Annotated in this window: 16 protein-coding genes and 1 pseudogene; 9 read left to right on the top strand and 8 right to left on the bottom strand. The window is 58.0% G+C overall.

Annotated features, from left to right (window positions below; translation table 11 throughout):
- Positions 1 to 407 precede the first annotated feature (407 nt).
- Positions 408 to 2,531, bottom strand: coding sequence for a TonB-dependent receptor (locus ACA070_RS19255; RefSeq protein ID WP_497447920.1), 2,124 nt, complete (start codon positions 2,529 to 2,531; stop codon positions 408 to 410).
- 616 nt (positions 2,532 to 3,147) lie between these two features.
- Positions 3,148 to 4,077: a LysR family transcriptional regulator gene (locus ACA070_RS19250; protein WP_497447919.1), complete on the bottom strand. Its 930-nt coding sequence runs from the start codon at positions 4,075 to 4,077 to the stop codon at positions 3,148 to 3,150.
- Positions 4,078 to 4,258: 181 nt separating this feature from the next.
- On the opposite strand from ACA070_RS19250, the gene ACA070_RS19245 reads away from it, so the two are divergent.
- The 5 genes and pseudogenes from ACA070_RS19245 to ACA070_RS19225 all read left to right on the top strand — a co-directional run bounded on the left by ACA070_RS19245 (position 4,259) and on the right by ACA070_RS19225 (position 8,735).
- Complete coding sequence (locus tag ACA070_RS19245; RefSeq protein ID WP_497447918.1) at positions 4,259 to 5,287, top strand: alpha/beta hydrolase; 1,029 nt, start codon at positions 4,259 to 4,261, stop codon at positions 5,285 to 5,287.
- A 38-nt stretch (positions 5,288 to 5,325) separates the two neighbouring features.
- A complete protein-coding gene (locus ACA070_RS19240; RefSeq protein WP_497447917.1) occupies positions 5,326 to 6,546 on the top strand; it encodes an MFS transporter in 1,221 nt (406 codons plus the stop codon).
- A gap of 24 nt (positions 6,547 to 6,570) precedes the next feature.
- A complete protein-coding gene (locus tag ACA070_RS19235) occupies positions 6,571 to 7,059 on the top strand; it encodes a cyclophilin-like fold protein (protein WP_497447916.1) in 489 nt (162 codons plus the stop codon).
- Positions 7,060 to 7,137: 78 nt separating this feature from the next.
- Positions 7,138 to 8,007, top strand: a pseudogene (locus ACA070_RS19230) ((R)-mandelonitrile lyase).
- Between the two features lie 269 nt (positions 8,008 to 8,276).
- Positions 8,277 to 8,735, top strand: a complete 459-nt coding sequence (locus ACA070_RS19225) for a metallophosphoesterase family protein (RefSeq protein WP_497447915.1) — start codon at positions 8,277 to 8,279, stop codon at positions 8,733 to 8,735.
- Positions 8,736 to 8,830: 95 nt separating this feature from the next.
- Here ACA070_RS19225 and ACA070_RS19220 read toward each other — a convergent pair whose 3' ends face one another.
- Complete coding sequence (locus ACA070_RS19220) at positions 8,831 to 9,895, bottom strand: alpha/beta fold hydrolase (protein WP_497447914.1); 1,065 nt, start codon at positions 9,893 to 9,895, stop codon at positions 8,831 to 8,833.
- Between the two features lie 325 nt (positions 9,896 to 10,220).
- Here ACA070_RS19220 and ACA070_RS19215 point away from each other — a divergent pair, with 325 nt between their 5' ends.
- The gene (locus ACA070_RS19215; protein WP_497451991.1) at positions 10,221 to 10,820 is read left to right on the top strand and encodes an HD domain-containing protein; all 600 of its coding nucleotides are present in this window, start codon (positions 10,221 to 10,223) and stop codon (positions 10,818 to 10,820) included.
- Positions 10,821 to 10,892: 72 nt separating this feature from the next.
- Here the strand turns inward: ACA070_RS19215 and ACA070_RS19210 are convergent, their stop codons facing one another.
- The 3 genes from ACA070_RS19210 to ACA070_RS19200 form a co-directional block, all read right to left on the bottom strand.
- A complete protein-coding gene (locus ACA070_RS19210; protein ID WP_497447913.1) occupies positions 10,893 to 11,261 on the bottom strand; it encodes a DoxX-like family protein in 369 nt (122 codons plus the stop codon).
- Positions 11,258 to 11,710, bottom strand: a complete 453-nt coding sequence (locus ACA070_RS19205; RefSeq protein ID WP_497447912.1) for a thiol-disulfide oxidoreductase DCC family protein — start codon at positions 11,708 to 11,710, stop codon at positions 11,258 to 11,260. The genes ACA070_RS19210 and ACA070_RS19205 overlap by 4 nt, the downstream gene beginning before the upstream one ends.
- A gap of 75 nt (positions 11,711 to 11,785) precedes the next feature.
- On the bottom strand, positions 11,786 to 12,697 hold the full coding sequence (locus tag ACA070_RS19200) for a LysR family transcriptional regulator (RefSeq protein ID WP_497447911.1): 912 nt from the start codon (positions 12,695 to 12,697) through the stop codon (positions 11,786 to 11,788).
- A 153-nt stretch (positions 12,698 to 12,850) separates the two neighbouring features.
- On the opposite strand from ACA070_RS19200, the gene ACA070_RS19195 reads away from it, so the two are divergent.
- Positions 12,851 to 13,861 (top strand): zinc-dependent alcohol dehydrogenase family protein, encoded by a 1,011-nt coding sequence (locus tag ACA070_RS19195; RefSeq protein WP_497447910.1) that lies wholly within the window; start codon positions 12,851 to 12,853, stop codon positions 13,859 to 13,861.
- Between the two features lie 340 nt (positions 13,862 to 14,201).
- On the opposite strand, the gene ppk2 is transcribed toward ACA070_RS19195, so the two are convergent.
- Positions 14,202 to 15,119 (bottom strand): polyphosphate kinase 2, encoded by a 918-nt coding sequence (gene ppk2 / locus ACA070_RS19190; protein ID WP_497447909.1) that lies wholly within the window; start codon positions 15,117 to 15,119, stop codon positions 14,202 to 14,204.
- Between the two features lie 199 nt (positions 15,120 to 15,318).
- Between ppk2 and ACA070_RS19185 the strand changes: the two genes are divergently transcribed.
- A complete protein-coding gene (locus ACA070_RS19185) occupies positions 15,319 to 16,254 on the top strand; it encodes a Ppx/GppA phosphatase family protein (RefSeq protein ID WP_497447908.1) in 936 nt (311 codons plus the stop codon).
- A 354-nt stretch (positions 16,255 to 16,608) separates the two neighbouring features.
- Here the strand turns inward: ACA070_RS19185 and ACA070_RS19180 are convergent, their stop codons facing one another.
- On the bottom strand, positions 16,609 to 16,902 hold the full coding sequence (locus ACA070_RS19180; RefSeq protein ID WP_438661464.1) for a DUF3077 domain-containing protein: 294 nt from the start codon (positions 16,900 to 16,902) through the stop codon (positions 16,609 to 16,611).
- Positions 16,903 to 18,025: 1,123 nt separating this feature from the next.
- Here ACA070_RS19180 and ACA070_RS19175 point away from each other — a divergent pair.
- Entirely contained in the window at positions 18,026 to 19,939 is a 1,914-nt protein-coding gene (locus ACA070_RS19175) for an alpha/beta fold hydrolase (RefSeq protein ID WP_497447907.1), read from the top strand.
- Positions 19,940 to 19,960: the final 21 nt, after the last annotated feature.

Genomic DNA, 19,960 nt, shown 5'->3' with positions numbered 1-19,960 from the left:
CTGATGGGGCAGGCACAGCAATACGTGTTGTGAATCTCCGTATCAGCGAGCTACCCAAAGCGGTGACCATGAGTGCGCGGCGCCGTCCCGAACATTTGTTCGAGAGACAATGTGACGTGGGCCGGGTTTGTTGGGCGTGCGGGGGTCGGCTTGATCATAGGTGGCGTGTTCATCGTCAGCTTTTGGCCGATTGTTGCTTTCGCGACGGGCTGCAACCCAAACCGGTCATTCGTGACGGGCAGAAAACGGCCATTAGCTGTCTTTCGTGAAGGGCAGTTTTGGCTTATTTGCCGCATCTTGCCAATCCACCGAATACGCGGAGGGGCAGAACTGGCGGAGCCGATGGAAATGGTACAGGTCCAAACAAACGCCCGACAATGCCGGACGCCTGTTCTCAAGGTCTGTACTCAGAAACGATAGTTGGTGCTCAGCTCCAGCGTCCGAGGGGCACCGGGCGTGATCAGATCCACCGAACCATGCGCCGAAGCATAGTAGTCCTTGTCGAAGACATTGCGCAGACGCAGGGCCATGTCCCATTTCGGCTGGTTGTAGAGCAGTGTAGCGTCCACTGTTGTGTAAGCCGGCATGACCACCGTGTTATCCAGCGCGGTATAGCGATCATCGACATAGTTGGCCCCCATGCCCACACGCCAGGTTTGCGTCAGCGAACGCACTAACCACAAGTTGGCGCTGTGGCGCGGTGTCAAGGTGGGTACCTGGCCTTCGTTGGCGACCCCGTTGGTACGGCTGTTGGACTTGGTGATCTCCGCATCCAGAAAGGCGTAACCGGCATAAACCTGCCATTTGTCACTCAACTGCCCGCTGGCGGTCAGCTCAAGGCCATCGGTGCGCTGCTCACCAGCAAGCACCAGTTTGGTCGGGTTCGCCGGATCGCTGGTTTTCATATTGGTGCGTTCCAGGCGGAAAAGCGCCGCCGTCAACGCCAGGCGATTGTCGAGCAGGTCCCACTTGCCGCCGATCTCGAAATTGGTGGTTGCCTCTGGTTCAAGATCCTGGTTCGTCGTACTCAGGGCGAACATCTCGGCGGAGGGTTGGTAGGAACGGCTCACCGAGACGTAATAGGACTGCACTTGATCAGGCTGGTAGACCAGACCGACTCGCGGGCTCCAGGTAGTATCGGTGCGGGACAGATTGCTGTGCGTCAGGTCGTCGGAGTATTCCTGGTCGAACACGTCATAGCGCACACCCAGCAGAGCCTTCCACTGTGGCGCCAGTTCGATCAGATCCTGCACGTAGAAGCCGGCAGTGTCCTGAGTATTGGTGCCCTTGGCGGTTTGCCGGTTGGCCTGGAACGGCACGTCGACCAAGGCATCGCGGTACACCGGCACCCTTGCCACATCGGATTGGCTGAACACGGACTGGTCCTTCACCTGGCGCCCCAGTTCCACACCATAGAGCAGGTTATGGTTCATCCCGGCGAGCACCGCGCGCTGCTTGAGTTCGGTCTGATTGAACCAACCGTCTTCCTTGCGCTGCACGTTGCCACGGTTGAGTTTTACCAGCAGTTCACCATTGGGCGCAGTAACGAAACGTGTCGGGCTGGAGTCAGCGAGTGTGTTGTTGCGATCCAGGTCGTAGTGGTAGTAACGACTGGTATTGCTCAGACTGAAATCGTCGTTGATCCGGTAGTTGACACCCGCCGTGAATGAGAACACTTCACTGCGGGTGTAGTCATCATCCGGGTCGGCGGCACCGAAGCGCTTGTCGCGGTCCACGTCGACCGGACGATCACCTCGTGCCGGGATGCCGAAGTCAATCAGGCGCTTGTCATACAGATAGGTAGCACCCAGGTCCAGCTCCAGATCATCCGAGAGTTTGAAGTAGGCCGAAGGCGCGATGGCTTTGCGGTCGATGTAGCCGTCATCCCGAAAGGTGTCGCTGTTCTCCACAGCACCGGTCACCCGGAATGCCTTGTCGTTTTGCTGCTGATCGGCCCAACCGGCATCGAACTGGGTGCGCTTTTTGCCTTCACTGTCGAAGCTGGCACCCACTTCCTGCTTGGGGGTGAAGTTGGGTTTTTTACTGATGCTATTGATCAGGCCACCGGAAGAACCGCGGCCATAGAGCACTGCGGCCGGCCCCTTGATCACTTCCACCCGCTCGACGTTGGACAGATCCCGGAAGTACAGCGCATCGTCACGAATGCCGTCGACGTACATGTCGCCAATGGCACTGAAACCACGAATGGTGACCTGGTCGCGCTGACCGTCACCATTGGACAGGCCGATACCGGGGACATTCTTCAGCACGTCTTCCATCGACTGAGCCCCCTGATCCTTGATGACGCTCTGGGGAATCACGTTGACGGTTTGCGGGATATCCCGAAGCGGGGCATCGATTTTCAGCGCGCTCCTGCTCTCGGTTGGCATGTAGCTCTGCTCGCTGTATTCACTGTTCACAGCGGTGGCAGGCAAGGTTAGAGCAGACGCCGTTTCTGCTTGTAAATCAGGTACAACCAGAACGCCCAGCAACGACAGAGACGCTGGATAAATGCGCGATCGAGTCACCATGAACACCTTTTGTATGAATTATCGCGCAGATGATAACGATTATCTTTTGTAAGTAAATACATATCATTCTGATACACATCATTGGCGCCACTCGGTGCGGTCGTCTCAATCTGATAAATCGCCGACTCCGTCTGTATCCCTCGAGGATCAAGGAGAGGAACGGGCTCGGGTGTTTTTGCTGCGTGTTTGAAAAACGCTTGAGTCTTCCAATGGAAGGAAGCTACGCCGACCAATCAGAAGATGGCGCGGGAAAGGCTCGGGGATTGAATGACTGCAATGGGTCGACTGCGGCCCTTCGCGACAGGCAGCAAACAACCATACCTGACGTTGGCGACAGGCAGAAATCGGCCAAAATCGGACATGACCCTCGCGCATTTACCCCTGTAAACCATCAATGCATTCCCGCCATTGCAGAGTCAAAATTTCATCTTGAACCCCATCGCGTCAGAGCAATGCGCATTGCCCTCAAAGCTTTGCTGCTACCCCGCAGATAAGCACCGTGCCGTCTGCACCTTAAGTGGATTAACTACTCGCCGAGTTCGGCCAGAAACGGCGATCTGCATGTGCCCTTGCAAACGCTAGGCGTTTCTCCGCGTACTCGCTCCAATCGTCGCGGTCACGCATCCGTGGCGGTCAGGCTGTCATCTGGTGGCAAGCGGTCCACCCGTAATGCATCAACGACCAGCGAAAATGCCTGGGAAGGTTGCCGGCGGCTGGGGTAGTACAGGTGAAAACCGCCGAAAGGCTCACACCAGTCTTCCAACACCCGAACCAGGCGCCCTTGAGCCAGTTGTGAGGCAAACTCGTCCTCGGGCAGGTAAGCGATGCCCAGCCCGTTGGCCGCTGCATCGGCGATATGGGTAGTGGAGTTGAATACCAATTGGCCGGCTACCCGCACTTTCAGCTTTTTGCCCTGGCGCTCGAATTCCCACGCGTCCATGCCGTCATAAGTAGGGAACCGTATGTCGATGCAGCGATGTGTTGCCAGATCGCGAGGGTGTTCAGGGGCGGGGTTTTGGGCGAAGTAGCTTGGCGCTGCCACGACCGCCATTCGTATAGCCGGGCCGATGGGCACGGCAATCATGTCTTGGGCCACCGTGTCACTGAAGCGCACGCCGGCATCGAAGCGGTCGGCGACGATATCGCGAAAGCCATAGTTGATATCGAATTCCAGCTTGATATCCGGGTACATCTGCAGCAGTGGGGTTAGCTTGGGTAGCAGCGTGGTCTTGATGATGTTGTCACCGCAGGTGATCCGCACCGTGCCGGCCGGCTTGTCGCGCAGCTCGGTCAAGGCTTCTACTTCAGCCTCGATTTCATCGAAGCGATGGCCCACCGCTTCCAGCAGCCGCTCACCCGCCGTGGTCAGAGAAACACTCCGAGTGGTGCGAGTAAGCAAGCGAATTTTTAGACGTGCTTCCAGGGCCGACACCACCTGACTCACTGCCGATTGGGTCACCTCTAGTTGAACCGCCGCGCGGGTAAAGCTGCCCACGCGCGCCACGGTCACAAAGGCCAGCAGATCGTTGAAATTGTGTTTAGCCATAGCGATATCACTCGGGCGATTGATTAGCTGTGTTTATAACCGCATTAAGTATTCATTAGCTAATCAAAATCTCGTCATTCAGCAACAATAGCTGGCATCCCAGCCCCTCTTGCAAGAAGAGGGGCGAGCCCGGCGCTAACTGCCTGCGTCGCCGTTAGCTTTCCTCTGAAAAGGATGCTCCATGAAAAAACTTCTCGTAATGCTCGGGTTGCTGCTGAGTTCATTCACCGCGTTAGGAGCCGATATGTCCAACGGTGCAGATAATTTCTTCAAAAGTGACAAGGTGACCGTGCAAAAGGTCAGCTTCAAAAATCAGTACCAGCTCAATGTGGTGGGCAATCTGTTCATTCCTAAAGGTCTGGACAACGCCGCCCGTAGCCCGGCCATTATCGTTGGCCACCCCATGGGCGCGGTAAAGGAGCAAAGCTCCAACCTGTATGCGCAAAAACTGGCGGAACAGGGCTTCGTTACTCTGGCGCTGGATTTGTCGTTTTGGGGCGAAAGTGAAGGCATGCCACGCAATGCAGTGCTGCCGGACATGTACGCCGAGGACTTCAGTGCCGCCGTGGATTACCTGGGCACGCGGCCTTTTATCGACCGTCAGCGGATCGGCGTGCTGGGTATCTGTGGCAGCGGTAGCTTTGTGATCAGCGCGGCCAAGATCGACCCGCGCATGAAAGCCATCGCCACTGTCAGCATGTACGACATGGGCGCCGCCAACCGCAACGGTCTCAAGCATTCGCAAACCCTTGAGCAGCGCAAGCAGGTCATCGCAGCTGCGGCCGAGCAACGCTATGTGGAATTCACGGGCGGCAAGATCGAATACCCCGGCGGCACTGTGCAGGAGCTCGATGCCGACACCCACCCCATTCAGCGCGAGTTCTTTGACTTCTACCGCACCCCGCGTGGCGAATTCACCCCGACAAGCTCCACGCCACAACAGACCACCCGCCCGACGCTGAGCAGCAACACCAAATTCATGAATTTCTACCCATTCGTAGATATCGAGAGTATTTCGCCCCGCCCGATGCTGTTTGTCGCAGGTGAAAACGCCCACTCCCGCGAGTTCAGCGAAGAGGCGTTCCGCTTGGCGGGTGAGCCTAAAGAGTTGGTCATTGTGCCCAATGCCGGCCATGTCGATCTGTATGACCGGGTAGAGCTGATTCCTTTCGCCAAGCTGACCCAGTTCTTCCAGGACAACTTGAAGTAACCGGCTGCACCACCCCACCGAGGCTTATCAATCCAACCATGAACAACACTTGCGCTGACACCCATTTGGGCGCCACCTCCGCCAGCGAAACAGGCACCCGTACTGCTCACTGGGGCGGCGTTTATGCGATGACATTGTGCGTGTTCGCGCTGATTGCATCGGAGTTCATGCCAGTCAGCCTGCTGACGCCATTGGCAGACGACCTGCACGTCAGTCAAGGTTTGGCAGGGCAGGGGCTTGCCATCTCTGGCGCGTTTGCAGTGTTGGCTAGCCTGTCCATCAGCTGGATCGCCGGCACCATCAATAGAAAGACGCTGCTTCTGGCGCTCACTGGCTTGATGGCGGTGTCGGGCGCCGTTGTGGCATTTGCCCCGAACTACCTGATCTATATGGTTGGGCGTGCCCTGATTGGTGTGGTGATTGGCGGCTTCTGGTCGATGTCGGCAGCCACCGCGATGCGCCTGGTTCCGGCTGCACAGGTACCCAGGGCGCTGGCTGTTTTCAACAGCGGCAACGCTCTGGCGATGGTGGTGGCAGCGCCACTGGGCAGTTATCTGGGCTCCGTAATAGGTTGGCGCGGTGCATTTTTCTGCTTGGTTCCGGTGGCACTGATTGCCCTGGCCTGGCAATGGACAAGCCTGCCCAGTATGGCAACACAGGAACGTTCGCCAGGTGCCGGCAATGTTTTCAAACTGTTGAAAAATCGCACGGTGGCGCTGGGTATGGCCGCCAGCGGCCTGTTTTTCATGGGCCAGTTTGCACTGTTCACTTACCTGCGCCCGTTTCTGGAAACAATAACTTTGGTTAACGTGCCAACCCTTTCTCTGTTGCTATTGACGATCGGCATAGCTGGCTTTTGTGGCACGACGATGATCGGCGGGGTGCTGAAACGCAGCCTCTACGGCACCCTGAGTACTACCTCACTGCTGATGGCCGCGATTGCTTTGGCGCTGATTCCTTCCGGCACTTGGGTTATCGCCGTGGCGGTACTGCTGGGGCTCTGGGGATTTATTGCGACGGCAGCGCCCGTGGGCTGGTGGAGTTGGATTGCGCACGCCTTGCCACATCACGCCGAGGCGGGCGGTGGACTGATGGTGGCAATCGTGCAGTTGGCCATCGCGGTGGGTTCCACCGTGGGCGGCGTACTGTTTGACACTCTCGGCTACCAAAGCACTTTCATCGCCAGCGCAGCGCTGCTGATGCTAGCCGCCTTGATGACGTTTCTAACCTCACGTTCGCCTGTGCCGCACACCCGGTGACCATCCATTCGACGGAGCAAGGCCATGCATTCTCGCCGTCTCGGCACCGATTACTCCCAGAGCTGGAAGGGCCTTTGGCTGGCGGCATTGATGCCATTGGCCCTATCGGCTTCACCCCTCGCCGCTGCGACGGATATCGCAGGCCCGTCAACAGGCAAGGAGAACACCACGATGTGGATGACCGTCGGCCAACAGCGCTTCGCCATATCTCTTGAAGATACCCCGACCACTCGGGAGCTTGTCGCCAGATTGCCGCTCAGCCTGAACATGACCGAGCTGCACAATAACGAAAAGTACGCCACCTTGGAGCATCCGTTACCCACCCAAGCCTACCGGCCAGGAACCCTCCACGGCGGCGATTTGCTCTTGTACGGTGGAGACACCTTGGTGGTCTTTTATAAAACCTTTACCTCGTCTTACTCCTATTCCCGTGTCGGCCGCATCGACAACCCGGCAGGCCTGGCCAAGGCCCTGGGCCGCGACGATGTTCGGGTGACGTTTTCAGTTGACTAGGGATGCAAGGCTAGCGCGACTCGAATTGCTCAAGCGCTGTACGTCAGCCCCACACTTGAACTGATACAGGAGTCTTCCATGAACCACTCTCGCTCCGCCTCAACCCTAGCCGCACTGGCGTTTTTTACCGGCACTTACTTCGGGCCAGCCGTCGCGGCCGAGCAGAACCCGGCTAGCCAGCAAATCACTCGCGCGGGAGAGCAAGCCTCGATGTCAGGGCCTGCCGATTATTTCACTGGCCGTGTACGGATTGACCCTTTAACTGCTGCAACGGCCGACATCAACACCTCAACGGTCTACGTCACCTTTGAGCCTGGCGCTCGTTCGGCTTGGCACACGCACCCTACCGGGCAATATCTGGTGGTGACAGCGGGGGTAGGACGTACTCAGGAATGGGGAAAGCCCGTGCAAGAATTACGCCCTGGTGATGTGGTGTGGTGCCCGCCGGAGGTTAAGCACTGGCATGGCGCCGCGCCATCGACTGCCATGACGCACATGGCTATTACCGGCACGAAAAACGGCAACAACGTCAGTTGGATGGAGAAAGTAAGCGATGAACAGTACCCAACCAGGTAAGCGCTGCCATGTTCGGTTGGGCGCGCTTTGCTCGACCTTGGCACCGACAATCAAACCCGGCTTTTGGGCGCGCCGGTATCAGGACCGCTTTTTGAATTCGCCCCCGCCATTGATCAGTTTTTGAAGGGCCATCTGTTTGGCGACATCTTCGCCCGCGACAACCTTGAATGGGCTGACCGTGAACTGGCCACCGTAGGGGCCATCGCCGCGATGCCAGGGTTAGAGCCGCAGCTGGAGTCGCACCTGAAAATCAGCATGAATGTTGGCCTGACAGTGCAGCAGCTGCATCAGGTGGCTAGCGAACTGAAGGCAGGCGGTGAGCTAGATGGAGCTGAGCGCATTTTAGTGGCCTTGGAAAAAATCAGCGGCTGAACGCGGTATCGGGCAGGGAGCGATTGATGGGCCGTGCGGCTATTTTCATCTTGCGGACCGGCGGCGCTGGCAAAGTACACCACGCCTGGAGGTATGAAGAGTAATTATCAAGTCGTTTAGGCGTGCGTTGATGCGTTCTCTTTTGCTCGCAAAGCGCATTAGCAAATGAAGCCCAACCTGAAACAGCAGGCACAAAAACCACGGCAAGGCTGCTTCTCCTCACCGGGCTACACTCTGTTCCGATTTGTGAACCTGCTGCGGAGCCGTACATGAAAGTTGGTGTGATTTCCGATACCCACGGCTTGCTCCGCCCTGAAGCCCTTGCTGCCCTGGCGGGGTGTGAACGAATCATTCACGCGGGCGACATCGGCAACGCCGACATTCTCGATCAACTAAAGGCTATCGCCCCCCTGTACGTCGTTCGCGGGAACAATGACCTGGACGCCCCTTGGGCAGCAAATATCCCCGATCTTCTTCGTTTCGAACTCAACGGATGGGAGACGCTGTTGGTGCATGACATCGCCGATGTCCCAGCCGAGCTTGAGTCGAGTACAAAACTGGTGATCACCGGCCATTCGCACAAGCCACGCATAGAGTGGCGCGGCGATCAGCTCTATCTCAATCCCGGCGCCGCGGGACGGCGGCGCTTCAAGCTGCCGGTGACGTTGGCTTTGCTGGAAGTGCTCGATACCTCGATGGAGCCGCGCCTGGTCTCGCTGTTGGAGTGATTTTCGCTAGCAGGGGCACTGGAGCATTTTCGCAAAAAAAACGGCCCGTTTAATAAAACGAGCCGTCGTTGTGAAGGTGCTATTTCAGATCTGCCTCACAGGTGATCCGCATCAATCACTGCCTTGGCGAACGCCTGCGGATCTTCCTGCGGCAGGTTGTGGCCGATGCCGCCGCTGATCAGCCGGAACTCGTATTTGCCGGTGAAGCGCTTGGCGTAATCCTCGGGCTTAGGGTGCGGCGCACCGTTGGCATCGCCTTCAAGGGTGATGGTCGGCACGCTGATGGACGGCGCGGTGGCCAGTTTCTGTTCGAGCGCCTCGTATTGGGGCTCGCCCTGGACCATGCCCAGACGCCAGCGGTAGTTGAAGACGGTGATTTCGACATGGTCAGGGTTGTCCAGCGCCTTGGCGCTGCGGTCGAAGGTGGCGTCGTCGAACGCCCATTTCGGTGAAGCCAGTTGCCAGATCAACTTGGCAAAATCATGGGTGTTTTTCTCGTACCCGGCGCGACCGCGGTCAGTGGCGAAGTAAAACTGATACCACCACTGCAATTCAGCCTTGGGAGGCAGTGGGTTCTTCCCGGCCGCCTGATTGCCGATCAGATACCCGCTGACCGAGACCAGCGCCTTGACCCGTTCTGGCCACAGCGCCGAGACGATGCCGGCGGAACGTGCGCCCCAGTCATAGCCACCGAGCACCGCTTGCTTGATCTTCAGCGCATCCATGAAGTCGATGACGTCACTGGCCAGTGCAGCCGGTTGGCCATTACGAAGGGTTTTATCGGACAGGAAATGCGTATCGCCGTAGCCACGCGCATACGGCATCAATACGCGATAACCCTTCGCCGCAAGCAGCGGTGCCACTTCGTCATAGCTGTGAATGTCGTACGGCCAGCCGTGCAGAAGAATCACCACTGGCCCGTCGGCCGGGCCGGTTTCGGCGTAGGCCACGTTCAGCAGGCCGGCCTTGACGTGCTTCAGCGGGCCGAACGGGGAGGGTGTTGAATAAGTGGCGTCGGCCTTGATTGCAGCCGGCTGAGTGGCGGCGGGCGTTTGTGCGTGGGCCGCACCGAGCGCGCCGAACAGGGCAAATGCCAGGATCGACGAGCTGACCAAGCGGCGGCGGGTGTTGCCGATGTTTTTTTGCATTGCCATCTTCATGGTGATGTCTCCGTTGCAAGCCGTTGGCCAGGGGTTCTGGCTGAGTCCCTTGAAACCTTGAGTGCATTTGAGCGCGGTGACGTATCTGGCCTGTGTCGAATCCCGTGCCCGGTGAAAACTGATGTATCAAGAGGATAGCCAGACACACTGCGATACACAGCGGCGCAGCAAAATAACGACCATTGGTGCACTCGAAATTCGCGATATTGGCGCTGTGTTGCGACCCAAGCGGCGCGTACTCTTTTCAAGATCAACGGGCCGATCTGACAGAGGATAAACCGTGGCGACGAACGACCTTTTCAGCGTAAAAATCCCTGACAGCAAAATGGCCCGCGAGGTGACACAGCTCATTCGCGACACAGAAAGCGAGTTGCTGTTTTCCCACTCCACCCGCGTCTTTTTCTGGGGCGCTTTGCTCGGGAAGCGCAAGGGCCTGGCCTTCGACCCGGAGTTACTCTACGTCGCCGCTATGTTTCACGACCTCGGCCTGACCTCGATCTATCACGAGAGTCAGCTTCGCTTTGAGGTGGACAGTGCGAATGCCGCGCGCGATTTCCTGCGAGGCCATCTCATCGCCGAAGGGGACATCGAGAAAGTCTGGAACGCCATCGCGCTCCACACGACGCCGGGCATTCCTGAGCACATGCATTCAGAGATCGCTCTGGTGCAGGCCGGCGCGGGAATGGATGTGGCTGGACGTGGTTTTGAGCTGTTCACAGACGAGCAGCGCCAAGCAGTGATCGCCGCTTATCCCCGCGACAACGACTTTGCCCATCAGATGATCGACGCGTTTTATCACGGGCTGCAGCATCGGCCCCAGAGTACATTCGGGACCTTCAACGATGATTTTCTTGCTTACAAGGATCCGGGTTTCCAGCGAGTGAATCTTTGCAGCGTCATCTTGGGTTCGAGTTGGGAGCGGTGAGTTTTCCACTCCACGGCCCGGATGTTTTGGCCGGGAGATGCCTTTCGCGTGGATCGGTTCACACTTGTCCGCTCAAGCCCTGGTATTCCACGCCACCGCACACAGCGCAAGTCCGGCCACATTGAGGGTGACGGGATTAAAGGCATCCCTGAGCATGGATGGATTGAAAATTGCGACATCCAGCAGCAGGCCAGCCAGCGCCGTCGAAGCAACGATCAGCGGCAAGGCGAGCCGTGACGCGAGCACTATCCATAAGGCCAGGGCAATTTCCGCGACCCCGGCGGCATAGGCAAACAACTCCACCTGATCGATGCCATGGGCTTGAATCATGGTCCGCTCGCCGGGGCTCAGCCACAGCAACTTGGGCACCAGACCGTGGTAGGCAAACATGAACGCCAGGCTTCCCCGGGCGATCCAGTGGGTGCGTTTCAAGGCGCTCACGTGGGCGTTTTCAAGAACCGACGTTCATGGTCGGGATTGGGCAACAGGCACGTGTCGTATTTTCCAAAGAGCCGATATCGATTCAGCGCAATGCGATCGTAGGCCCAATCTCGCAGCCTGCGTGGGCAGGCGCGCAACAGTCTCAGCGGGCGCCAGGCACCGGGCAGTTGGGTGATGACTTCGAAGATGGCATCCGAACGCACCCAGTAATGCTGGTCGCGGATCACGGCCATGGTATCGAATTGATCCAGGGGCAAACCTGCCCACGCCAGCAGCGCTTGCCCCTCGGGCGATTGCACTGCCGCCAGCCGCACGCGTCGGTGATGATCGTGGCGGATCAAAAACCTTGCCCAGCCATTGCATAGCTTGCACACGCCGTCGAACAAGACCACCGTTTCGCCGGGCTGGAGCAACGGCGCGGGTGAGGGTCGGATTCTGGACGCTGGCATAGACACCTGTCTGTTGGGGGTTGGTACCCCGGATCATACCCGCGTGCCTGGGCGAAAGTCTTTACGGGTTACCTGTCACACCAGCCAGTCAGCGTGGAGCTTGGGAAAGTGTTCCTGAAGCCATTCCAGAAAGACTTGCACTTGAGGCGCCAAGTGCGTTCGGCTCGGGTACAGCACGGCGACTGGGCGAGGTTGAGGGCGATATGGCTTCAGAATCTCCACCAGTGCGCCGCTGGCCAGATATTGCCCCACTGTAATGCCTGGCGCTTGAAGGATTCCGAAGCCTGCCAAACCACATTGCACATACGCATTTGATTCGGTAACGGTAATGCCCGCCAGGCTGATATGAGCCCTGTCCTGGCCATTAATCGAGAAGTGCCACGGCAGTGTCCTGTTGTTTTGGCCGGACAGGAAGTTGACACCGCGATGCGCAACCAAATCCTCAAGCGTTGTGGGCTCGCCGTTCTCGTGCAAATAGTTGGGGGCAGCGCAGGTCACCATGGTTGCCATCCCGATCGGGCGCGCTATCAAGGTCGAATCCGGCAGCTCGCCTATGCGTAGCGCGCAATCGACCCCTTCACCCACCAGATCGACTGTCCGATCCGTCACTCCAAGTACCAGATCGATTTCAGGAAAGAGATGGGTGAACGCCTTCAGGCTCTCCATGAATTCAACTTGCGCGAAGGCCGTTGGAATATCGATGCGCAGACGTCCCCCAAGCGTGGAGCCCGAGCGGTCGAACATCGACGTCGCGTCAGCGACATTCCCGAGGATTTCCTTCACCCGCTCGTAAAAGCGCTCGCCTTCCGCTGTCAGCTTCACTTGCCGTGTCGTGCGCTGAAATAAGCGAACGCCCAGCGACGTCTCAAGTTCCTGGATGTATCGGGTCACTTGCGGGCGCCCGATCTGCAGCGATTCCGCCGCTTTGGTGAAACTGCCCAGTTCCGCCAGTTTGGCAAACAGACGCATCGATTGAAGCAGCTCCATGACAATTCTCCTCAGAAATCGATTGTTGCCGCTGAAAAGAACAATGATGTCATTTTCTACGCATTTATTGCGTTCTTTCAAAATTCAACAATGGCGCCAGAGCACACCTGATCAATCGTCAGTGCTGACCCATCACACTTTGGAGAACTGCAAATGAAGGCTTGGTTACTGAAAGACTTTGGACTCGATAACCTTGAGCTCGGAGAAGTGCCGACTCCACAACCCAAAGCCGGTGAGCTGCTGGTGAAAGTCGGCGCCGTCTCCCTTAACTTTCGCGACAAAGCCATCGTCGACGGTATTTATGAACCGCATAAGGTTCCCAAACCGCTGATTCCTGTCAGTGATGCAGCGGGTTCTGTGGTTGCCGTGGGCGATGGCGTGACGCGCTTCAAAGTCGGCGATCGGGTCAATTCGCACCTTTACTCTCGCTGGCTGGATGGCGAACCGGGGCCGCACGAGCCCGATTACTGCTTCGGTTCACCGCTGCCGGGTGGCTTGGCTGAATACATGATCATCCATGAGGACAGCGCGGTGCGTGCGCCGGACAATATGTCTGATGAAGAGGCTGCAACCTTGCCCATCGCCGCACTGACTGCCTGGTATTCGCTGGTCGACTTCGGGCAGATCAAGCCCGGCCAGACCGTTCTCGTCCAGGGCACCGGCGGGGTATCGATTTTCGCCGTGCAGATTGCTACGGCGCTCGGTGCGAAGGTGATCGCCACGTCGAGCAGCGACGAGAACCTGCAAACCGTGAAGCACTTGGGGGCCGTGGCCGGGATCAATTATCGGAGCACCCCCAACTGGGCAGAAGCAGTGCTCAAGTTAACCGACGGCAAGGGCGTCGATCTGCTGCTTGATGTCGCCGGTGGCAGCGGTATCAATCAATCTGTTGCCGCTACAAAGGCGGCAGGGCGTATTGCGCAGATTGGCTTCCTGACCGGGCAGACCGTTGAACTGAACCTGATGCCACTGATCTTCCGTCAGACGACGATTCGCGGTATCGCTGTGGCTCCACGTTCATCGTTCGACCGCATGAACGCGTTTTTGAATGAGCACGACATTCGACCTGTGATTGACCAGGTCTACCCGTTCGAGAAGGCGCGTGAAGCTTACGAACATCTCGCCAGAGGTGCGTTTGGCAAAGTGGTTATCAAGATTGCTTGATGACAGAGAGGGCGTCTAAGTTCGCTCCCACATTTGATCGTCATCGAACACAAATCCTGTGTGCGCTGGAGATTTACTGTGGGAGCGAGCCTGCTCGCGATAGCGATTTATCAGTCACATCAATGCTGAATGTGCCCCCGCTATCGCGAGCAGGCTCACTCCTACATTTGAATCCCGTCGAACACAAATGCCGTGTGCGCTGGAGATTTACTGTGGGAGTGAGCCTGCTCGCGATAGCGATTTATCAGTCACATCAATGCTGAATGTGCCCCCGCCATCGCGAGCAAAGCGACAACGTTTTTAACCGTCAGGCATTGGGATACGGTGCCGGCAACCCCTCTCAATAAACCTGAGGCACGATGATTTCCGGTGGCGTCGGATTGCGCGAGTAGTCTTCCTGGCGCTCGCGTTCCGGTAATTGGATCACCGCCTGTTCCACCTCTTCATAAGGCATCTGCTTGAGCAGGTGATTGATGCAGTTGAGCCGGGCTTTTTTCTTGTCGTCAGCTTGCACCACCCACCACGGGGCTTCGGCGATGTGGGTGCGTTCGAGCATGATCTCCTTGGCCTTGGTGTAGGCCTCCCAGCGCCGACGGGACTCCAGGTCCATGGGGCTGAGTTTCCACTGTTTGAGCGGGTCATGAATCCGACTGAGAAAGCGCAGATGCTGTTCCTGGTCGGAGATGGAAAACCAGTATTTGATCAACTGAATACCGGAGCGGGCGAGCATCCGTTCGAACTCCGGCACGGTGCGGAAGAACTCTTCATATTGGTCGGCGTTGCAAAACCCCATGACCTGCTCGACACCCGCGCGGTTGTACCAGCTGCGGTCGAACAGGACGATTTCACCCGCGGCCGGCAGGTGCGACACGTAGCGCTGGAAATACCATTGCGTACGCTCGCGATCGTTAGGCGCGGGCAGGGCGGCGACCCGGCAGACCCGGGGGTTGAGCCTTTGGGTAATGCGCTTGATCACCCCACCTTTACCCGCCGCATCACGTCCTTCGAACAGAATCACCACTTTATGCCCGGTCTTGACCACCCAACTCTGCAGCTTCACCAGTTCGCCTTGCAGACGAAACAGTTCGCTGAAGTAGCGTCGTCTTTCTTCCTTTTCGCTGTTGTCGCCGACGTGCTCCTCGAACAGCGAGTCGAGGTTGTGTCCATCCTCCAGTAATTCCAGTTCCAGCTCTTCGTCACTGTGATCGAGCAGCTCGCGATGGATACGTTGCACCAGGGTGTCATTGGTTAAAAGCATGGCTGGAACTCCTGACGAGGGTGGAAGTGCCCATGCTAGGCCGGGGGATATGACGGAGAAGTGACGATGGAGGGGCGGGGTCAATAAAAGCGGTGTCATCTTGGTGTCACCTAAGGCATGGCAGGATCATCGCAAACCGTCTTCAACACCCAGCGCAACCCCCGCCCGCGGGCTGATGAATCTGCCAGGAATCCCCATCATGAAAGGAGACGCCTCCCTGTTTGCGGCCATTGACCTGGGCTCCAATGCGTTTCGCCTGATGATTGGCCAGTCGGTCAAACGGAACCAGCAGATCGTGATCCAGGAAGTCAAAACCCTGCGCGAGCCCGTCCGTCTGTCGGAAGGATTCCAGGGCGGTGCGCTGGATGAGTTGGCGTTGGATCGGGGGTGGCAAGCGCTCGCGCGATTCGGCAAAAAACTGCGCGGCTTCGAGGCAGGACGGGTGCGGGCCGTGGCGACCAGCGCGGTGCGCGAAGCCGACAATGCCCAACTGTTTTTGATCAGTGCCGAGCGTCATCTGGGTTTTCGGATTGACGTGATCTCCGGGCATGAAGAAGCGCGACTGGTGTATGCCGGCGTTGCCCATACGATACCGAGTGCCGCGAGTATGCGACTCGTCGTGGACATTGGTGGTGGGTCCACCGAGTTGATTCTGGGGCAGGGCACTCAACCCCTGTTGACCGAAAGCATTGCCATCGGCAGCGGCACTTTTGGCACACGTTACTTTCAGGGCGGGAGCATCACGGCCCAGGCCCTTCTGGAAGCCGAGCGTGTGGCGACGGTGCAGTTTGAAAAGGTTGCACGCCGTTACCGTGCACTGGGTTGGCAGCAGGCCATCGGCTCTTCAGGCACCGCGCGGATGCTTGCCAAAGTGCTTAAGGCCAACGGCTTGAATGACTGCGTCCAAAGCGGAATCACCTATGGCGGCCTGCTGCGCTTGTCGTTGCGCCTTCTTGAAGCGGGGCATGTCCACCAACTCAACTTGGCGGGCTTGCAACCCCATCGCCTGAGTACCTTGCCGGGCGGTCTGGTAGTCATGCTGGCGGCGTTCAAGGTATTTGGCATCTCGCAGATGACACCTTCTGAAGCGGGGTTAAGGCTCGGGGTGCTGCATGGGTTGATGGCCAGGCACTGACTGGATGCTGGGCGCCAGGCTTTACCTGGGCGCAAACCGTCAGTCAGCGAGACCCTGCGACAACGCAGTTCCTGTAGCAGCTGGCGAAGCCTGCGTTCGGCTGCGCAGCAGTCGTGAAGTCATGCGATGCGGTGTATCAGAATAACCGCGTGCAGGTTTTACGACTGCTGCGCAGCCGAACGCAGGCTTCGCCAGCTGCTACGGATCGCGTAACGGCTTAACCGACGGGCATTAAGCAAAGGGGGCGGGGGTGTTCATGACCCTAAAATGGATAAGTAAAGGCGACTTCTTTTTCCACGCCGATGTTTAGAAGCCCCGATCAAGTCGGGGCAAACATCTGAAAGTGAATGGCCGCTATTTTGCGACTTTCAGACTCGCTCTATCAGGTCGTGGCGTAACCGCTTTGACCACATCATCAATCACCGCTTTCCCCATTGCCGTCAAATAGTGTGCGGCCCAGGAAAAACGGTCCGTTTCTCTGTCGTAGGCAGCGTCTTTTGTAAGCGCCTTGGCCAGGAACAGTAGATCTGAAGCCATTGCAAGTGCTGCGTCGACAGGAACGCCGGCGCTGACGTGGAACAGTGGGCGGTCGACGCAATAGATGCAGGGGGTGAAGCCAATGGTTTTTGCTTCTGTTGGTTCGGTCATTGATCACCTCCATAGATGCAAAGGTGAATAGGTGACGAGCAGCACCGCGCAGAAGGCAGGTGGGTTAGAAGACGTATTTCGGACAGATTTAGTTTGTTCATTATCAGTTCCCTTGATTGGATGAACTGCCACTTTGCTGTCTCAAAAGCGTGGGTGGCAGCCGTGCGTGGTGTGAGACCCGGCAATCAAGGTAACCGGTAGGCCCGAAAGCCTTCCACGCACAGCCGCCATAAAACCTGATCGCTGACGAAAAAAAACGCCGCAATAGGTTCTGTGGCGCTTTGCGCCTTGATTGTCCCCGGGGTCTCACGCCCGGTCGCTGAATGTGCAGCGACGTCTGGAGGGTATCCCGACAAAGATAGGAGCAACAAGGCGGCAGCAAGGCAAAAGAGTACTAAACGTACCCCCTTACGCAACTCTAGGATTTTGCCTACAACTCCGACATGAAGCCACTCAATATTCTGAAAGAACACAGCCAGCGACGAAGACGGCCCGCTGTTCGGCGAGGTGGCAGCGCTGGCCCCGATGCAACGCACATGTCCAAGCCCCAAACGGCAGGCGAAAAAAAACCGCCTTTGCGGGGCGGTTCTTTTGTAAGCCACAGCTTGCGACTGAGACTTGGTGCATCTCACGGGAAACACTGGCGTGGGGGCATGATATTGAGCCTTGCTTATCCTTGCAACGTTGTTTTGCTTTGGTTTATTTACGCCATCACGAGTCACTTGACGCAATTTTTGTAGCAGCTGGCGAAGCCTGCGTTCGGCTGCGAAGCAGTCGTGAAATCAGGCGATCCGGTGACTCAGGAAAGCCGCGTGCTCAGGATTTACGACTGCTGCGCAGCCGAACGCAGGCTTCGCCAGCTGCTACAGGGCGCGTAACGGCTGGGGTAATTCATGACCCGGAGATGAATCCGTCGCCATGTCCCGGCAGTCCAGCTCTCCACTCATCACCCCCCCTCAAACCACATTCTGTGAACCCCCACCCCACGTTTCGCACCTTGAAGCCCCAGCCCGTCGGCCTAGGATGGGCCTCAGTGGTTGCACCGGACTGTTGGCCTTCGTTACGCCACCGGCGCTCCCCATAACAATAAAAACCCCACCTTGCCTGGACAGGAGAAAAACTGATGAAACCCCTGATTGGACTTATGCTGGGCGATGTCACCGGCATTGGCCCTGAGTTGGTCGTCAAGCTGTTGTCGACGCCTGAGGCACGTGAGCGGGCGGATGTGGTGATCATTGGGGACGAGCGTGTGCTCGAGCTCGGCATGCGGGATGCCGGTCAGCGCATTCCCTACCAGAAGATTGTGCACCTGCGTGAGGCCGACCATTCCGGGGCCGCCGTGCCCTTGATCGATTTACACAACGTGGACCCTGCGCTGTATGAGCGCGGCCTGGTCAACGCGGAGTCGGGGCGGCTGACGGGCGAAACCCTGAAGATCATGACCGACATGGCCCTGGCCGGCGAACTCGACGGCATCTGCTTCGCGCCGCTCAACAAGGCCGGTCTGCATCGCGGTGGCTGGAAGTACCACGACGAACACCAGATGTTTGCGGCCTGGACCGAGCACGTCGGTTACTTCGGCGAAGTGAACATCATCCCGCAGTTCTCGACTTTTCGCGTGACCTCCCATGTGGCGCTGCGCAAAGCCGTCGACATGGTGCAACCGGACCGCATCGAAGGCGCGCTGCAACTGGCCCACGACACCTTGCGTGCGTTGGGCAATAACGCGCCGCGCATCGGCGTCGCAGCACTCAATCCCCATGGCGGCGAGAACGGTCTGTTCGGTGACGAAGAAATCACGATCATTCGCCCGACGCTCGAAGCCTTGCGCCTCAAAGGCCTGGCCTGCGAAGGGCCGTTCCCGTCGGACACGGTGTTTATCAAGGCGCGTAACGGCGATTTCGACGCGGTGGTGACCATGTATCACGACCAGGGCCAGATCGCGACCAAGCTGCTGGGCTTCTCATCCGGTGTGACCCTGACTGGTGGCCTCAAGACCGTTTACGCGACCCCGGCGCACGGCGTGGCGTACGACATCGTCGGCAAAGGCATCGCTGACGTTGGCGCCATGGCGGCTGCGTTCCGTGTCGCCGCCGACAACGCTGCCGCGCGCAAATCCAAACGCGAAGTGATCGAGAAAAGAATCGAGGCTGACACCATGTTCGAGAATTTCACCAAGACCCTCACCAAAACCAGCGGTGCCGAGATTGTCACCGTCGTGGGGGGCGAAGGCCCGCCCTTGCTGTTGATGCACGGCAACCCGTTCAATCACCTGTCCTGGCACAAGATTGCGCCGCGCCTGGCCAGAGATTTCACTGTGGTGTGCACCGATTTGCGCGGTTACGGCGACAGCTCCAAACCGGAAGGCGGCGGCGATCACTCGGATTATTCCTTCCGCGCCATGGCCCAGGATCAGGTTGAAGTCATGCAGTCGCTGGGTTTCGAGCAGTTCTATGCCGCCGGTCACGACCGTGGCGCGCGGGTGCTGCATCGCATGTGCCTGGACCACGGCGACACGGTGCTCAAGGCCGGTTTCGTCGACATGCTGCCGCAGCATTATTTGCTGAACAACGTGACGCGCCAGTGGGGGAAATTTTCCTGGCACTGGTTCTTCATGACTCAGGACGCACCGACCCCGGAACGAATGATGAACGCCGATCCGGAGTTCTTCATCCGCCGCAAGTTGTCGAAGACCGATCAGGGCACCAGTTTCTTTGGGCCCGAAGCGCTGGCCGACTACATCCGCTGCATCAAGAACCCGGCCACCACCCATGCCATGTGCGAAGACTACCGCGCGACCTTTGGCATCGACCTGGACATGGACACTGCCGATTTCGACGCGGGCCGCCGGATCGACAACCCGGCGCTGATTCTCTGGGGCGAAAAGGGCGGCGTTGGCCGCAACCACAACGCCGCAGAAATCTGGAGCCGCTACGCGACCAACATCGTGCAGACCGCCACTGTGCCTTCGGGCCACTACCTGCAGGAAGAATGCCCGGACGAGACCTACGAGGTGTTGCACGGCTTCTTCAAGTAACGCAATGACAGGCGGTCCTGG

The organism is Pseudomonas sp. LBUM1678 (assembly GCF_059695575.1).
The sequence above is the reverse complement of the archived record's forward strand: the minus strand, read 5'-3'. Positions and strand labels throughout refer to the sequence as shown.

Coding starts and splice junctions, on each gene's coding strand:
- ppk2 (WP_497447909.1), bottom strand. CDS start 15,119: ATGCTTTTAACCAATGACACCCTGGTGCAACGTATCCATCGCGAGCTG.
- ACA070_RS19175 (WP_497447907.1), top strand. CDS start 18,026: ATGAAACCCCTGATTGGACTTATGCTGGGCGATGTCACCGGCATTGGC.
- ACA070_RS19200 (WP_497447911.1), bottom strand. CDS start 12,697: ATGGAGCTGCTTCAATCGATGCGTCTGTTTGCCAAACTGGCGGAACTG.
- ACA070_RS19205 (WP_497447912.1), bottom strand. CDS start 11,710: ATGCCAGCGTCCAGAATCCGACCCTCACCCGCGCCGTTGCTCCAGCCC.
- ACA070_RS19220 (WP_497447914.1), bottom strand. CDS start 9,895: ATGAAGATGGCAATGCAAAAAAACATCGGCAACACCCGCCGCCGCTTG.
- ACA070_RS19250 (WP_497447919.1), bottom strand. CDS start 4,077: ATGGCTAAACACAATTTCAACGATCTGCTGGCCTTTGTGACCGTGGCG.
- ACA070_RS19185 (WP_497447908.1), top strand. CDS start 15,319: ATGAAAGGAGACGCCTCCCTGTTTGCGGCCATTGACCTGGGCTCCAAT.
- ACA070_RS19245 (WP_497447918.1), top strand. CDS start 4,259: ATGAAAAAACTTCTCGTAATGCTCGGGTTGCTGCTGAGTTCATTCACC.
- ACA070_RS19180 (WP_438661464.1), bottom strand. CDS start 16,902: ATGACCGAACCAACAGAAGCAAAAACCATTGGCTTCACCCCCTGCATC.
- ACA070_RS19215 (WP_497451991.1), top strand. CDS start 10,221: ATGGCCCGCGAGGTGACACAGCTCATTCGCGACACAGAAAGCGAGTTG.
- ACA070_RS19235 (WP_497447916.1), top strand. CDS start 6,571: ATGCATTCTCGCCGTCTCGGCACCGATTACTCCCAGAGCTGGAAGGGC.
- ACA070_RS19240 (WP_497447917.1), top strand. CDS start 5,326: ATGAACAACACTTGCGCTGACACCCATTTGGGCGCCACCTCCGCCAGC.
- ACA070_RS19225 (WP_497447915.1), top strand. CDS start 8,277: ATGAAAGTTGGTGTGATTTCCGATACCCACGGCTTGCTCCGCCCTGAA.
- ACA070_RS19195 (WP_497447910.1), top strand. CDS start 12,851: ATGAAGGCTTGGTTACTGAAAGACTTTGGACTCGATAACCTTGAGCTC.
- ACA070_RS19255 (WP_497447920.1), bottom strand. CDS start 2,531: ATGGTGACTCGATCGCGCATTTATCCAGCGTCTCTGTCGTTGCTGGGC.